This window comes from Vibrio sp. R78045 (assembly GCF_042466085.1).
In the GTDB taxonomy this organism is placed as follows: domain Bacteria; phylum Pseudomonadota; class Gammaproteobacteria; order Enterobacterales; family Vibrionaceae; genus Vibrio; species Vibrio cyclitrophicus.
On sequence record NZ_JAXHBS010000008.1, the window covers coordinates 831,947 to 847,119 of the forward strand.

General features: G+C 45.0%; 9 protein-coding genes. 1 reads left to right on the forward strand and 8 read right to left on the reverse strand.

Going from position 1 to position 15,173, the window contains the following annotated elements:
• Nucleotides 1-6 precede the first annotated feature (6 nt).
• The 8 genes from rsxD to SJY39_RS06345 all read right to left on the reverse strand — a co-directional run bounded on the left by rsxD (nucleotide 7) and on the right by SJY39_RS06345 (nucleotide 12,034).
• Nucleotides 7-1,053: an electron transport complex subunit RsxD gene (rsxD, locus tag SJY39_RS06310; protein WP_016767677.1), complete on the reverse strand. Its 1,047-nt coding sequence runs from the start codon at nucleotides 1,051-1,053 to the stop codon at nucleotides 7-9.
• On the reverse strand, nucleotides 1,053-3,854 hold the full coding sequence (rsxC, locus tag SJY39_RS06315; protein WP_372042788.1) for an electron transport complex subunit RsxC: 2,802 nt from the start codon (nucleotides 3,852-3,854) through the stop codon (nucleotides 1,053-1,055). Before rsxC ends, rsxD begins: the two co-directional genes overlap by 1 nt.
• 11 nt (nucleotides 3,855-3,865) lie before the next feature.
• Nucleotides 3,866-4,459 (reverse strand): electron transport complex subunit RsxB, encoded by a 594-nt coding sequence (gene rsxB, locus SJY39_RS06320; protein ID WP_004734040.1) that lies wholly within the window; start codon nucleotides 4,457-4,459, stop codon nucleotides 3,866-3,868.
• A 2-nt stretch (nucleotides 4,460-4,461) separates the two neighbouring features.
• On the reverse strand, nucleotides 4,462-5,040 hold the full coding sequence (rsxA, locus tag SJY39_RS06325; RefSeq protein WP_004734039.1) for an electron transport complex subunit RsxA: 579 nt from the start codon (nucleotides 5,038-5,040) through the stop codon (nucleotides 4,462-4,464).
• Between the two features lie 264 nt (nucleotides 5,041-5,304).
• On the reverse strand, nucleotides 5,305-6,309 hold the full coding sequence (locus SJY39_RS06330) for a substrate-binding domain-containing protein (RefSeq protein WP_010437150.1): 1,005 nt from the start codon (nucleotides 6,307-6,309) through the stop codon (nucleotides 5,305-5,307).
• Between the two features lie 258 nt (nucleotides 6,310-6,567).
• Nucleotides 6,568-9,669, reverse strand: coding sequence for a beta-galactosidase (locus SJY39_RS06335; protein ID WP_372275603.1), 3,102 nt, complete (start codon nucleotides 9,667-9,669; stop codon nucleotides 6,568-6,570).
• Nucleotides 9,670-9,782: 113 nt separating this feature from the next.
• Nucleotides 9,783-10,685: a MalM family protein gene (locus SJY39_RS06340; RefSeq protein ID WP_016793850.1), complete on the reverse strand. Its 903-nt coding sequence runs from the start codon at nucleotides 10,683-10,685 to the stop codon at nucleotides 9,783-9,785.
• Between the two features lie 107 nt (nucleotides 10,686-10,792).
• Nucleotides 10,793-12,034 (reverse strand): carbohydrate porin, encoded by a 1,242-nt coding sequence (locus tag SJY39_RS06345; RefSeq protein WP_016792666.1) that lies wholly within the window; start codon nucleotides 12,032-12,034, stop codon nucleotides 10,793-10,795.
• Between the two features lie 844 nt (nucleotides 12,035-12,878).
• Here SJY39_RS06345 and SJY39_RS06350 point away from each other — a divergent pair.
• Nucleotides 12,879-14,996, forward strand: coding sequence for an alpha-galactosidase (locus SJY39_RS06350; RefSeq protein ID WP_390241550.1), 2,118 nt, complete (start codon nucleotides 12,879-12,881; stop codon nucleotides 14,994-14,996).
• Nucleotides 14,997-15,173 lie beyond the last annotated feature (177 nt).

The window sequence follows — 15,173 nt, forward strand, 5'->3', positions numbered from 1 at the left end:
CGCTCCTTAGTGGCCGTATGTACGAGGTTTGGTGTAGTAGTCAATTAGTGGAACACACATGTTAGCTAACAATACAGCAAACGCCACACCATCAGGGAAGCCACCCCAACTGCGAATAATAAAGACTAACCCGCCAATCAGAGCACCAAATACCAAGCGACCTTTTACTGTCGTCGAGGCTGAAACCGGATCAGTTGCTATGAAGAAAGCACCAAGCATGGTTGCGCCAGACAATAGATGAATGGTTGGAGAAGCGGTTTCACCCGGAGTTAGGATCAAGAAGACCAAACTAAACAACGTAAGGCTGCCGATAAAAGCGACCGGAATATACCATTGAATCACACGTTGTTTAATGAGCACTAAGCCACCTATTAAATAAGCAAGGTTAACCCATTCCCAACCTACGCCAGCTAACCAGCTGAATTGTGGTTGAGACAGAGCTTCAGAAGCTGTGTTACCCGCCGTTAAAGCGGTTTTGAATGCATCGAGCGGCGTTGCCATCGTGGTGCCATCAATACCAAGGCGCGCTTGTTGCAGTGACAAACCTTCATTATTGAAACCGGTAAAGATCATCAAAAATGAGTCAACAAAGCTTGTTGTTTCAGCGGTTAAGCTAGTCGGCGCATTCCAACTCGTCATTTGAACTGGGAATGAGATCAGCAAAACAACGTAAGCCACCATCGCGGGATTAAACGGATTTTGCCCAAGACCACCGTAGAGGTGTTTCGCAATAACAATCGCGAAAAACATACCTATGACTAGAATCCACCATGGAGAGTGTGGGGGAATCGCGACGCTCAGCAGCCAAGCGGTAACAACCGCACTGTAATCACGCAATGCCATCACTGGCGGACGTTTTCTTAGCAACATTACAGCGGTTTCAAAGGTAACAGCAAGTGCAATAGCAAATACTAATTGGATGAGCGTACCCCATCCAAAGAAGTAGGTTTGAGCTAGTAGACCTGGCAACGCACAAATAGCGACCCATTTCATGAGATCAGGGGTGCTTCTACGATTGTGCGCGTGCGGTGAGCTGGCGATAAAGAAGGCCACTACTCTTTCTCCTCATTATTCTTTTTGTCTTGCTCTTGCTGCGCCTTTCTTGCTTTAGCACGAGCTATTGCGGCAGCAACTGCTGCTTTTTTAGGATCGATTGGTTCTGACTGAATATCAGCTTCCACTTCAATTTCAATTTCAATTTCAATTACAGGTTCAGTAGTCGTTGCTTCTGTTTCGATCTGCTTAGCTTGTTGTGCTTTCTTCGCTTTAGCGCGAGCTATTGCGGCAGCAACTGCTGCTTTTTTAGGATCGACTGGTTCTGACTGAATATCAGCTTCAATTTCAATTTCAATTACAGGTTCAGTAGTCGTTGCTTCTGTTTCGATCTGCTTAGCTTGTTGTGCTTTCTTCGCTTTAGCGCGAGCTATTGCAGCAGCAACCGCATCTTTCTTAGCGTCACCTGATTTTTCAACTGGAGCTTCAGAAGCAGACTCTGTTTGTTGTGCTTTCTTGGCTTTAGCGCGAGCTATTGCAGCGGCAACGGCAACTTTTTTAGGATCGACAGATTCTTCTGGAGCCTCGGGCTCAGGAGTTTCAGTTGTCTCTTCCTGTTTAGCTTGTTGTGCTTTCTTCGCTTTAGCGCGAGCTATTGCAGCGGCAACGGCAGCTTTTTTAGGATCGACAGATTCTTCTGGAGCCTCGGGCTCAGGAGTTTCAGTTGTCTCTTCCTGTTTAGCTTGCTGTGCTTTCTTCGCTTTAGCTCGAGCAATCGCTGCAGCGACAGCATCTTTCTTAGCATCGCCACTACTTTCACTTGGAGCGTCAGAAGCTGATTCAGCTTGTTGCGCTTTCTTGGCTTTGGCGCGAGCTATTGCAGCAGCAACCGCATCTTTCTTAGCGTCACCTGATTTTTCAACCGGAGCTTCAGAAGCAGACTCTGTTTGTTGTGCTTTCTTCGCTTTAGCGCGAGCTATTGCAGCAGCGACAGCATCTTTCTTAGCATCGCCAGAGCTTTCAGCTGGAGCTTCAGAAGTAGATTCCGTTTTTTGAGTTTTCTTCGCTTTAGCGCGAGCTATTGCAGCAGCGACAGCATCTTTCTTACCGTCACCAGAGCTTTCTGTTGGATTATCCGTTGCAGCTTGCTGTGCTTTACGTTCTCGTGCTTGACGTTTACGCTCTTCACGTAGCTTAGACATTTCAGAGTTATCTGGTTCTGCGTCATTTGCTTTCTGGGCCGCAGCTTGTTTTGCTTTTGCTCTAGCAATAGCCGCTGCAACCGCAGGTTTTACAGCCGGTTCCGCATTAGGAGCTTGGTCTGCCGCGGCTTTTTGCGCTTTAACGCGAGCAATCGCAGCTGCAATCGCATCATCACCATCCGTAGACTTCATGTCTTTACGACGGTTGTCAGCGGCTTTCTTGAAGCGGTTTTCACGCTCTGCTTTGTCACGCTCCATGCGAGCGTTTTTTTCTTCGAAACGAATCTTGGCGCGTTCTGCAGCTGTTGCTTCGTCTTTTCTTGTTTTGATTTCTGCTTTCGCTTGGCGATAGTACTGAACAAGAGGAATTTCACTTGGGCAGACAAAGGCACAAGCACCACATTCAATGCAGTCTTTAATATTTAGTTCTTCACACTTATCCAACTCGTTGGCTTTCGCATGCCATTGCAGTTGTTGAGGGAGCAATGACGCAGGACATGCTTCGGCACAAGCACTGCATCGAATACATTCCATTTCATAAGTGCTTGGCGAAATTTCACTGCGTGTCGGCGCTAAAATACAGTTGGACGTTTTGGTAATTGGCACATTAGCATGTGGTAAAGTGAAGCCCATCATAGGGCCGCCCAAAATCAATCGCGGCAGCTTTTTATCCGCTTTGTAGCCAAACTCTTCCAGTAACTCGTGTACTGGTGTACCTAATAGTGCCCATACGTTGCGAGGTTGCTTAAAGGTCTTCCCTGTTAAAGTCACAACACGGTTGATAACGGGCTCGCCGTCAACCACTGCTCTTTTAATAGAGTAGAGAGAACCGACGTTTTGAACCAAAACACCAATATCTGCAGGTATACCACCAGCTGGAACCTCTTTATTGGTGAGGATCTTGATGAGCTGTTTCTCACCACCCGAAGGGTATTTAGTTGGGATAACTCGAATGACGATGTCTTTGTTTTTCGCTGCAACCTCAAGTGCTTTTATTGCATCAGGTTTGTTGTCTTCAATACCGATAACGGTCAGCTTTGGTCGAAGGATATGTTCAACCACTTCAATGCCTTTTAAAACTTCGTTGGCATGCTCTTGAAGCAACTTGTCATCTGAGGTGATGTAAGGTTCACACTCAGCAGCGTTGACGATCAAAATGTCGGTACGACCTAAACCTGATTGAAGCTTCTTAGCCGTAGGGAAGCCCGCGCCGCCCATGCCTGAAATACCGGCTTGGCGAATCACATCCAGCAGTTCGTCAGAGGTTTTTTTAGAAAAGTCTTCAACTGGATTTTTTTCAATCCAAGTGTCTAAGCCATCAGGTTTAATAACCACGCACATTTCGCTCAGACCTGAAGGGTGAGCGGTGGTTCTTGGTTCAATAGCGGTAATCACACCCGAAGTTGGTGCATGTACTGGCAAAGTAAAACCCGTATCTAAGGCCGTCAGTTGTTGACCTTTTAGTACGGTGTCACCAACAGCAACCAATAGGTTACCGGGCTTACCGATGTGCTGTTTCACTGGAAGAACGATTTCTTCAGGAAGCCTTGCATGGGTGATATCGGTAGTATTTGACTGTTTTTTGTTTTCAGCAGGATGCACGCCGCCCGGGAAATCCCAAATAGAGCCCGTGCGAATTTGTTCAATTAAAGAGATCATACCAACTAACCCTATGCTTTCGGCTCTGATGCAGTCGCATCAGTGGCTTGGTTAGTGATATCAGTAACAGGAATGATGTTCATCTGCCATTTCCAATTTTCAGTCGTTGTTGCCACTGGAATCATTTCGATACAGTCAGTAGGGCACGGTGCGACACATAGATCACAACCTGTACATTCATCTTTAATTACTGTGTGTAGTGCCTTGGTACCACCAACAATGGCGTCAACAGGGCAGGCTTGAATACACTTAGTACAGCCGATACACATATCTTCATGAATGAAGGCAACGGTTTTTACTTTGTTATCTAAATCATGAGCGGAGTCTTCAACTTCTACGCCCATTAAGTCTGCTAGCTTCTCAATAGTTGCTTGGCCGCCCGGAGGACATTTGTTGATCTTGTCTCCGTTAGCGATCGCCTCTGCGTATGGGCGACAACCTGGGTAGCCACATTGACCACATTGAGTTTGCGGTAAGATGGTGTCGATTTGATCGACGATAGGATCGGCTTCAACTTTAAAGCGGATAGAAGCAAAGCCCAAAATAGCGCCAAAAACAGCGGCTAAAACGGCTAGCGCAATGATCGCAATTAAAATGGTACTCATGCTTATTTCACCAACCCAGTAAAGCCCATAAATGCCAGAGACATTAAGCCTGCTGTGATCATCGCAATCGATGCGCCTTTGAAGGGCATTGGAACATCAGCAACCGCAATACGTTCACGCATCGCAGCAAATAGGATCAATACAAGAGAGAAACCCACCGCAGCGCCAAAACCATAGATGATCGACTGAATGAAGTTGTGGTTTTCATTGATGTTCAAAAGTGCCACACCTAATACCGCACAGTTGGTGGTGATAAGAGGCAGGAAGATACCCAATAGGCGATAAAGAGTCGGGCTGGTTTTGTGAACGACCATTTCCGTAAATTGAACGACCACAGCGATAACCAAAATGAAGCTCATGGTACGCAGGTATTCAATACCCAGAGGGGTAAGGATGTAGGTTTCTACTAGGTATGCAGATACCGACGCTAACGTCAGAACGAAAGTCGTCGCGAGGCCCATGCCAATCGCAGTCTCCAGTTTCTTGGAGACTCCCATGAAAGGACATAGCCCTAAAAACTTCACTAGCACAAAGTTATTGACCAGCACTGTGCCAACCAACAACAAAAGGTATTCGGTCATAATGGATTAATTCTTGAGATTCCGATCCCGATATTATCCTGCTTTGCTCGCCTAATAACAACCAAGGATCACTAGGGATTTAGATGCTTGGTGGAAAAATAACCAGGTAATCGTTTAATTAAGATGGGTCAGGTTAAGTATAGGTGGGTATTTGATCGTAATAAAAAATAAGATTAACTCAATGATAACTCATCTAATCAATCCTATTTTTTGTAAACAGTATTGAGGGGCAAAATTACGTAGTCTTCAAAAGTTTGAGTTTTCTCAATTAATATTTCGGACAGAGGCTCTACGCACCAAAATTGGCATAAATAATTTGTGCTCCGGATGCTCTTTAGGTTCGTCACTTGCGAGTTGAAGAGAGAGCTTAACTGCTTGGTTTGCCATAACTTGGATTGGATAGCGAATAGTGGTTAATCGAGGATAGATGAAACGTGCAATGTGGCCGTCGTCAAACCCAATAACTGACATATCTTCTGGAATATGAACCCCATTTTCTTGTAATAGTGCCAAACAGCCTGCCGCCATATAGTCGTTATACGTTGCAATGGCAGTTATATCAGTGTTTTTTGCCATCAAGTTAACCATGGCTTGCTCGCCGCCGAGCTCATCAGGTTCTCCATACTCGATGTATTCATCGTTCGATTCAATGCCGTATTCTTTGAGCGCGTCTAAGTAGCCACCTAAACGGTCATGAGCATCTTCAATATTGTGACTCGAGCAAATGTAGCCGATGTGTTTGTGGCCATTTTTAATCAAGTGTTCGGTTGCAATGTAAGAGCCTCGGCGATTATCGAGTGCAATACAGCGGTTTTCGATATCGGGCACAATACGATTGATCAACACCATTCCGGGTACTTCGTTTGCCAGTTTTACTAATTCTTCATCATTAATGCCTTTACTATGAACAACGAGTGATTCGCAGCGGCTGTTAATCAGTAGATTAATGGCATTACGCTCTTTGGTGGCGTCATGATAGCCACTGCCAATCAATAACTGTTTTTCTTGCTCGCTTGCCACGGTATCAATGGCTTTGATCATCGAGCCAAAGAACGGAGCAGAGACATCATTAACTAGTACACCAATCGCATTTGAAGATTTGCTGACTAATGCTCGGGCGTTGGCATTTGGGCGATAGCCGAGTTTTTCCATAGCGGCTTTTACTGCTGCAATCGCGGTTTCACTTGTGTGAGGTGCATTGTTGATTACTCGAGAGGTGGTCGCGATTGATACGCCTGCTTCCTTCGCAACATCTTTGATGGTAGCCATTCCGCTCTCTTATTCTAAATATAATGCTGTGTGCTGATGGTTGGACATTTAACAACGGATAGTTAGGCAATTCAAATGCTAAACATCAAATATGACGAGGTTTAATGGTTTATTTCTGATTGACTTATTCGTTTGAAAATAAAAAGCCAAGCTCTAGTCAAGAGCTCGGCTTTGGAATCACATTGGCGTGTGAATCAAGCTAGTCAGAGCATCGCAAAACCAAGCGGCTTAAGGTCGAGCCGTTGGCTTTAATTTTACTTATGATGTGCTTGTTAGCGTAACCTGATAACGATATTGATTGTCGGTGAGTTGAAACTCTTGGTGAACACTTGGGCTCCAAGAATCATCACCACCAACGCCCATATGTTGGTGATCAACGCGTACATAGATTTTATCTTCACGAGTCAGGTTATTGATATGCTTAGCATCCGTTAATTGTTGCTGGCTGTACTGACTCACACTGAATGAAAAATCGCCTTCGATCCCGATACTTCCCACATTCAAGTTTTTGGTTCCACAACGTAACCCGCTATCGGTTGGGAATATATACGGCGTGTGCATCTGATCCAGTGTTTGTTTGTGTAAACCGAATCGCGCAGCGGCTAAGCGGTCAGGGTAGTTTTCAAACGGCCCTAAACCTTGCCATGAAATCGGTGTTTTATTCGCGGTTTCGATTGGTAAAGGCAGCTCCATTTCAAGACCAATACGCGGCATCGGTGGTAAGTGATCGGCTAAGGTGACATCAACCGCGATATTCATTTCACCTAGGTTATTTAAGGTGTATTGCCATTTTGTAATCGCTTGGATTTGGCCATTAAATTGGTAGGCGAATACTGACGCCACTTGTACTGAATCTGCGAGTGCTTGCACGATACAACTTGTACACTGACGTTCCCATTGACCAATACCTGCAAGTTCCCATCGACAAGCCCATGCGTTCGGGTCGATGTTGTCTATTTCACTGATGCCAATGTCGTTATCTAGTGGCGCACGATAGAAATTATCTTCTGGTGCTTTGAGTACCTGAGGTTGTCCATCGACAATCCAATTCGTAAGTAATCCGCTTTGTGTATCCCATTGCCATTGATGTGTTTCATCTAGGCTAGACACCATCACGTGAGTGTCGTTTTGTTTTACTTGAGGTGCGAGGGCGTTCTTCGGCTCAGGAATTTGTAATCCAGCTTGGTTACGCAAGGCAAACTGTTCCGTTGCACAAACATGGCCTTCTTTCGCCCATTGGGTTGAATGAGTCAGAGTGATATCTGTGTCGAGATGATATTGAGCCTCTGTTTTTGGTACGAACATCAGATCTATTTCAAGAGCTTGCGAGCTGTCTGCCGCAATTGCTAAAATTTGTTTGCCCGATTGAATCGCGATGCCGTTTTCGAGCAATTGCCAGTTCAGTGTTTCATTATCAGTCGCACGGAATAGGTTTTCATTGGTCACCGTTAGGCGGACTTGGTTTTCAGTTTGCTCATCCAATGTCACGCTGATCATTCTTTGGCAGTACTTCGCTTCTTCCAAGGTTGGATGTATGCTGCGATCTGGGAAGATCAAACCATTGATGCAGAATTGACGGTCGTTGATCGTGTCACCGAAGTCGCCACCGTATGCCCAGAAGTGTTCACCGTTTTCATCCCATTGGCTTAGGCCTTGGTCAACCCAATCCCAGATGAAGCCGCCTTGCAGGCGAGGGTAGTCTCTGAATGCATCCCAGTAATCGTTAAAGCTACCTAAGCTGTTACCCATTGCGTGCGCGTATTCGCAAAGGATCAGCGGGCGTTGCTCATTAGGTAAAGAAACCCATTTTTTGATAGACCACTTCGGAACCGCATCGTCTTCGATAGTGCTGTTAACACGTGCGTACATTGGAGCAATGATGTCAGTTGCTGTGGTGTTCGAACCGCCGCCTTCGTACTGTATAGGGCGAGAAGGGTCGTACTGTTTCGACCAAGCATACATCGCATTGTGGCTGCTGCCGTGCCCTGACTCGTTGCCCAAAGACCAAATGATAATTGAAGCGTGGTTTTTATCACGCATCACCATTTGTGTGTATCGACTCATATAAGCGTGTGCCCATTGCGGGTCGGCAGACAAGCGGTTCATAGGCTGCATGCCGTGTGTCTCGATGTTTGCTTCATCACACACATATAAACCGTATTCATCACACAGTTCATACCATCTAGGGTGGTTAGGATAGTGAGCTGTGCGTACAGCGTTGAAGTTGTACTGCTTCATTAGACAGATATCACGGATCATATCTTCTTCCGTCATCACATGCCCCAACTCTGGGTGATGCTCATGACGGTTTACGCCGCGAATCAATAGCGGTTTGCCGTTTAGCTTTAGCTGACCGTCGGTCATTTCTATTTTTCGGAAACCAACTTGATAAGCTTCACTTTCTAGGTGTTTACCTTGTTCATCAAGCAATGAAACGACAATTCGATAGAGATTAGGAACTTCTGCGCTCCACTTCTTTGGCTCTCGGACATGAAGAGTTTGGAATACCACATCATGGTATGTCCCACGCTCATCAATGCGGCGATTGTGTGGGCGATCGATAATCGGTTCGGTCATCGCGTGGTTGCCTTCAAACAATTGAACCTGAACTTGGAAGATGTCTGGTGCAGTAATTTTTGTCACGATAGATAGCGAACCATCGCGGTAGCACGAGTCTAAGTCTGGTGTAACGAACACATCTTCAATGCACTGCTTTGGTTTTGCTAGCAAGGTTACATCACGGAAAATACCGCTTAGCCACCACATATCTTGGTCTTCAAGATAACTACCATCACACCAACGCATCACCATTACTGAAAGTGTGTTTTCGCCAACTGTTAGGTACTGAGTTAGGTCAAACTCGGCAGGCAAGCGGCTATCTTGGCTGTAGCCAACCCAGTCACCGTTACACCAAAGATGAAAAGCAGAATTTACACCATCAAAGATAATACGTTGTGTGTTCTCTAAATCTTGTTCCGTTAATGTAACTTGAGTACGGTAACAACCGGTTGGGTTGTCTGCTGGAACGAACGGTGGATTGACTTCAAATGGGTATTTTACGTTAGCGTAAATCGGCTTATCGTAGCCTTGAAGTTGCCAGTTAGCAGGAACAGTTATTTCGTCCCATTGTGAGTCATCAAAACTTGTTTCGATGAACTCACCGTTAACGTTTTCCGGTGTGTCAAAGTATTTGAACTTCCATTGTCCATTAAGAGATTTACATCGTGATTCAATGCCGTCTCGGGCGTGTTCGAGATTGCGGTAGCTTGATAATGGGCTGTGCGCATTTAGGCAGTGGATATTCACAGACTGCGGGTTTTCCCAATCGCGTCTTTGGATGATGTTTGAAAATGCCTTCATGGTATTCCTACTCTTAAAGTGTTCAATATTGGTAATAATTCTATTAAGTCATCAGTTTTTTAAACCGTGATGACCGTTATCAAATAGTTGGTTCTACGTATTGTTCTGTTGGCTTATTCAGCTAGCTGTTTTAATAAATAACCTTTTGCTTCGGGCATGCCCTGTTCGGCCGCTTGATTAGCAATAAATGCGGCTTGTTTGATGTCATTGTTGTTTAGGGCTTGGTCGATGTCCTTTTGGATATTCAGCCATTGCGCCTTTTGATTGGTTTCAACTGCCTGAGTTGATGGTTGAGAAACTTGCTTTGAACCTAAGGTATCGGGCTCATTGTTGGATGAAACGCTAAGCTCAGCCAATAGAGTCAAAACGGCGTTGTTTGTTGATTTGCTCGCCGTGACATCAATGACACCTACGCTGCTCAACGTGGCAGTCAGAGGCAGTTGCTTATTGCCTATGATTTGCTGAGATTCTGAATACAATTCTTCCGGGTGAATACGGCTGATAGTGCTGTCTAATTTTGTGCTATCGGTACTGACAACAACATATTGTGCATTGTCTCGTTGGGGCATAAGTGAAATGGATACCTCAATTCTTTCTAGGCCTTGCATAGAGGTAGGGTGGTAAGTGAAGTCGTTAGCGTTGTAATGACCTAGCAGTTGCCATTGTTTGTCAAAGACATAAACAGACGGAGCGAAAAGCGCGTCATCTTTAATGTATGAGCGAATTAATAAAGACAGCGATTCTGTCGTGTTACTGATTTGATACGCGATAGTTGGAAAGCGCTGCCTACTTGCCTGTGTATTTTGGTTTAACAATGAAGAGGAGAGGGTCGGTAAATGACCGTCCATAATCACTTGTTGGTGAAATGGAATAGGCAATTGAGTCGTTGGCAGCGCATTTAATTGAGAACAGCATGCACTGTTATTGAAATCAGTATTGAGTTCATTTTCTGGTATTCCGCTGCATGCGCTAACGGTGAGTGCAGCGACAATGGTCACCAATGATTTTAATTTCATCTGATTGCTACCTTAGTAAAGGGGAAAACAGTGGCTTTCCCCGTTAAATTGCTATTCCAGTGTAGAGCGTCAATTCGTTAATTGAATAGACGCTCGGAGGTTGTGGTTTACCACCAAGTTTCTACGTTGAAACCAAAGGTAATCTCATCGACGGTCTCTGCGTTTATGCTCGTCGCCGTGCCATACACTTCGTTACCACGATCCCACTCGTTATTTGATTCAGAGTAAGTTGCAAAGATACGGATTGATGGGCGAGCCCATACCCCTTTGCCAGCTTGGAACATTTGAGCCACGGTCACTTTATACATATCGTTGGTGCCGGCTCCGTTTTGAGCTTCTACCGTTTCGTAACCCACCTCTAATGCTGTCGACATGTAATCTGTCCAAGCATATTGAGGGCGCGCACCCACACTGAACCACTTCTCACCATCGTTGTTATCTAGGTTTTTGTCTTGATAAGCGATGGAGTACATCACTTGAACATCTTCACTGATATTCAAGTCACCGTGGTTAAACAGTCGCCAGCTAGAGCCATCGTGTTCAACGCCCGTGCTGTATTTTCTGTTTGAGCCACCTTCAGCACTCATTAATCCGCCTGCCAACGCATCGGTACCATATTGGAAGGCCAAGGTGTTTGAACCGTAGTTCCAAGCTTGACGGTAAAGTGCAGAGAGCATTGCGCCAGAAGTAGTAATGTCTTTATCGTCGTAGCTCGAGTTCTGCGTGGTTACGTAGTTCAAACCAAGAGTAAGATCTGCTGTGTCACTCAATTCAATGCCGCTCAAGCGAGCATCAATGTTATGAAGACTACGCCCATCGTCACTGGAATTTGGTGCCATCCAGGCTAAGTGAGCATCAGCAAAGCCGAGATCCCAATCTTCAATACCAACACCGGTACTAGATGTATCCCAGTACTTCACATCTATCATGTGGACTTCGTGGCGACGGTAAAAACGTTCACCTGCCCAAATTTTTGCGTTGGGTTGTCCGTCTATAAGCCCATGACCTGCCGACCAAAGTTGGATCGTGCTGACATCCCCCCAGCTATCTCCACTACCCAGGTAGATAGTGGTATCAAAATAGGCGTCATTGTCGCGCCATACATCCGCTTTAACACCGGCTTCCCACCAGTTCAATTCATTGCCTAAACGATAGTTACCGTAACCTTGGCTTGCTCGAATAACGTCGCTTCGTTCTCCTTTTCCATCGTTATGTTGGTCATTGTCGGTGTAGATGTTGCCCCATTTCGCATAACCAAAATACGTTACGTTTTCCACTGCAGCGGAGCTGATTAATGGGGTGAGGGCCAGAGTGAATCCTAATGCTTTAACTAGCATTTTTTGTTTCATGAAGTGTCTCCATTATTTTTTTTATGGATATTTTTATGTTTGAGTCCTAACTCGAGCGAGAGTGTAAATAAACAATGGAAACGTTTTCATGATGAGGTTGGCATTTTTGCTCTATTGATGGGTTTGTGACTATTTTGTGTGATTTTGATCTGATTATTGAGCTTGTAGTGGAGGTTTTATAGAGATTTCTGTGGATTTTTAGTGGAATCGTTTTCTATTTAAGGGGTTGTGGAGGTTGACCGTGCGTTAGAGCTGAAGTTGTTCGTTGTGTTCGGACGTAGGTAATAGTGATGCGAGGCTAGGGCTATCAGTGTCTTGGGGATTTTTTGAGGGGAAAAGCAGCCCAGTCAATGATAACTGGGCATGTGAGACAAGGAAGCAAGTATCAAATTCAATGCTGAAGCTAGGCTACAGGCATTGAGTTCTATACCGTCAAGCTGGAATGTAAAAGTTAGGACCCAGGGAGACACTTCATAGTTGTACTCTAAAGGTTAAGAATACGAGTGTGGTGTGGCGAGTTCAAGAGGAAATGTGTCTGAGCTAATTTTCAAATTACAGCTATATCATAACCCATTGAATTTTATGGGTTTGATTGTTGTTAAACTCCTGTTTATTTTAATATTATAACGCTTTATTTAATGTGGAATACCCCTATTTTTTGGGATCTGGAGTATATGTGTTGAGGTGATTGTTGGTATAAATCTTTGAATTAGGAGGTATTATTTGAACCTATTAATCCATTAATATTTAATGGAAACGTTTTCATGATTTTGGGTTTGATCACAGAAACTCTCAGCTCAATAATTATGATACGGGGTAATTAAACGCCTTAAGGTTAAATAAAATGACGAATAAATCCCTAGTAGAAATTACGGGCAAAGACTCGCAACTGATCGTTCAACTTGGTGATTTCGCGGAAATTCTGCATTGGGGAGTTCCAGTTCGTGGCGATCTAGCAAACTTTCGTGTTTCTCTTCAAAGGCCTGTTCCTTACGGTCGCCTTGATAATGATGTTGCTATGTCGCTGAGCCCAGAACTCGGGCGCGGTGTGTTCAGCAGTCCGGCATTAGAAGGACACCGAGACGGATTGGACTGGGCGCCTGTGTTCTCTATTACGGATATTCAACAAACACCATCTAACTTAATCATTGAGAGTGAAGATGTACGTGCAGGCTTACGTTTAACAACCGAGTTATGCCTTGATAAACATGATGTTGTGAAATCTCGTCACACCTTAAGCAACGTTAAAGCCGGCCTTTATCAGGTGAGCCGTCTCGCCAATACATTACCATTACCAGCAAGAGCTAATGAGTTGATGACGTACTACGGCCGCTGGGTACATGAGTTCCAAACGGTGCGTCAACCCTTACAGCAAGGGGGCTATCAACAAGAAAATCGCCGCGGACGAACGTCTCATGAACATTATCCAGCGATGGTTGTTGGTACCGCTAACTTTAATGAAATGGCAGGTGATGTGTGGGGTATTCACTTCGCTTGGAGTGGTAATCACAGACTGCGCGCGGATGTAAAAGCAGACGGTCGTCGCTACGTGCAAGCGGAAGTTATTTATCTACCGGGCGAGATTGCATTGGATGAAGGTGAAAGCTTAACGACACCTTGGTTATATGCCAGTTTCAGCTCGGAAGGCCTAAATGGAATGAGCCACCAATTCCACTCCCACGTGAGAGGTTCCATCTTGCCGGAGTCTTTCGTACAAAAGCCTCGACCTATCCATCTTAATACATGGGAAGGCATCTATTTTGACCACGATCCTGATTATATTATGTCGATGGCTAGCCAAGCCGCGGATATGGGAGTAGAGCGCTTTATCATTGATGATGGCTGGTTCAAAGGGCGCTGTGGAGACAAGGCCGCACTAGGGGATTGGTTCTTAGATGAAAAAAAATACCCAAGTGGTTTAGAGCCGATAGTTGAACAGGTTAATCAATTAGGTATGGAGTTTGGATTGTGGTTTGAACCTGAGATGATCAATAAGGATTCTGACTTATACCGAACCCACTCAGACTGGTTGCTCGCGGTGGACGGCTATGACCAACCAACTGGTCGCAATCAATATGTTATCAATCTTCAGAATCAACAAGCATTCGACTTTCTGTTTGAACGTCTTGATCATTTCTTAAGTAAGTACAACATTGCTTACATTAAGTGGGATATGAACCGAGAAGTTGTACAACCTGCGCATTTAGGCAGGGCTGCAGCTCATCAACAAACCGCTCGCTATTATGAGTTGGTCGATAAAGTCCGAGATAAGCACCCTATGGTTGATATTGAATCTTGTGCGGCTGGAGGTGGTCGTATCGATTTTGAGGTTCTTAAGCGTACGCAACGTTTTTGGGCTTCAGATAACAATGATGCATTAGAAAGGCAAACTATTCAGCGCGGGATGGGCTACTTCTTCCCTCCTGAGGTAATGGGAAGTCATATAGGTGCGAGCCACTGCCACAGCACCCGTCGTCGTCATAGTATTGAGTTTCGTGGCCTGACAGCACTGTTTGGTCATATGGGGATTGAATTAGACCCTGTAAAAGAAGTTCAAGAAGAGAAACAGGGTTTTGAGCACTACATAAAGCTACATAAGATGCTGCGTCCGTTACTGCATAGCGGGAGAACTTGGCGAGTTCCAACGGACGATAGTGCCCATCAAATCCATGCGGTCGTTTCCGAAGATGTGTCAGAAGCTGTTGTGATGATTGCACAGCTGGCAATGCCAACTAATTCGTTGAGCGGTCATTTGCGCATACCTGGGCTAGATCCACAAAGCTTATACAAAGTTTCTGTGATTGATAAACCGTTAAACTACGACGATATTGTGAATTATCAACCACCATGGACAGAAGCTGGCTGTGAGCTATCAGGTGCTTGGTGTGCTGAGGTTGGTCTAACGATGCCAATACTTGATGCAGAAACAGCGATGCTGATTAAGTTTGAACGTATCGACTAAGTTTTAGCTTCGACTTTTATATTTGACGAACCGCGTAGGTGCACTTACGCGGTTTTTTATTGCCTTCAATAAGTCATCAATAATTATCTAATAGGCTTAAAGCGACCTTACTAGCGTAAGGGGGGCTAGGTAATACACAATTTGATATGACGTAGTGTAATCGTTCTCATGCTTAAT

What these genes read in the sequence shown, in the direction of transcription:
- rsxC (WP_372042788.1), bottom strand. Translation starts at nt 3,854, where the DNA reads ATGATCTCTTTAATTGAACAAATTCGCACGGGCTCTATTTGGGATTTC.
- rsxB (WP_004734040.1), bottom strand. Translation starts at nt 4,459, where the DNA reads ATGAGTACCATTTTAATTGCGATCATTGCGCTAGCCGTTTTAGCCGCT.
- rsxA (WP_004734039.1), bottom strand. Translation starts at nt 5,040, where the DNA reads ATGACCGAATACCTTTTGTTGTTGGTTGGCACAGTGCTGGTCAATAAC.
- SJY39_RS06330 (WP_010437150.1), bottom strand. Translation starts at nt 6,309, where the DNA reads ATGGCTACCATCAAAGATGTTGCGAAGGAAGCAGGCGTATCAATCGCG.
- SJY39_RS06335 (WP_372275603.1), bottom strand. Translation starts at nt 9,669, where the DNA reads ATGAAGGCATTTTCAAACATCATCCAAAGACGCGATTGGGAAAACCCG.
- SJY39_RS06340 (WP_016793850.1), bottom strand. Translation starts at nt 10,685, where the DNA reads ATGAAATTAAAATCATTGGTGACCATTGTCGCTGCACTCACCGTTAGC.
- SJY39_RS06345 (WP_016792666.1), bottom strand. Translation starts at nt 12,034, where the DNA reads ATGAAACAAAAAATGCTAGTTAAAGCATTAGGATTCACTCTGGCCCTC.
- SJY39_RS06350 (WP_390241550.1), top strand. Translation starts at nt 12,879, where the DNA reads ATGACGAATAAATCCCTAGTAGAAATTACGGGCAAAGACTCGCAACTG.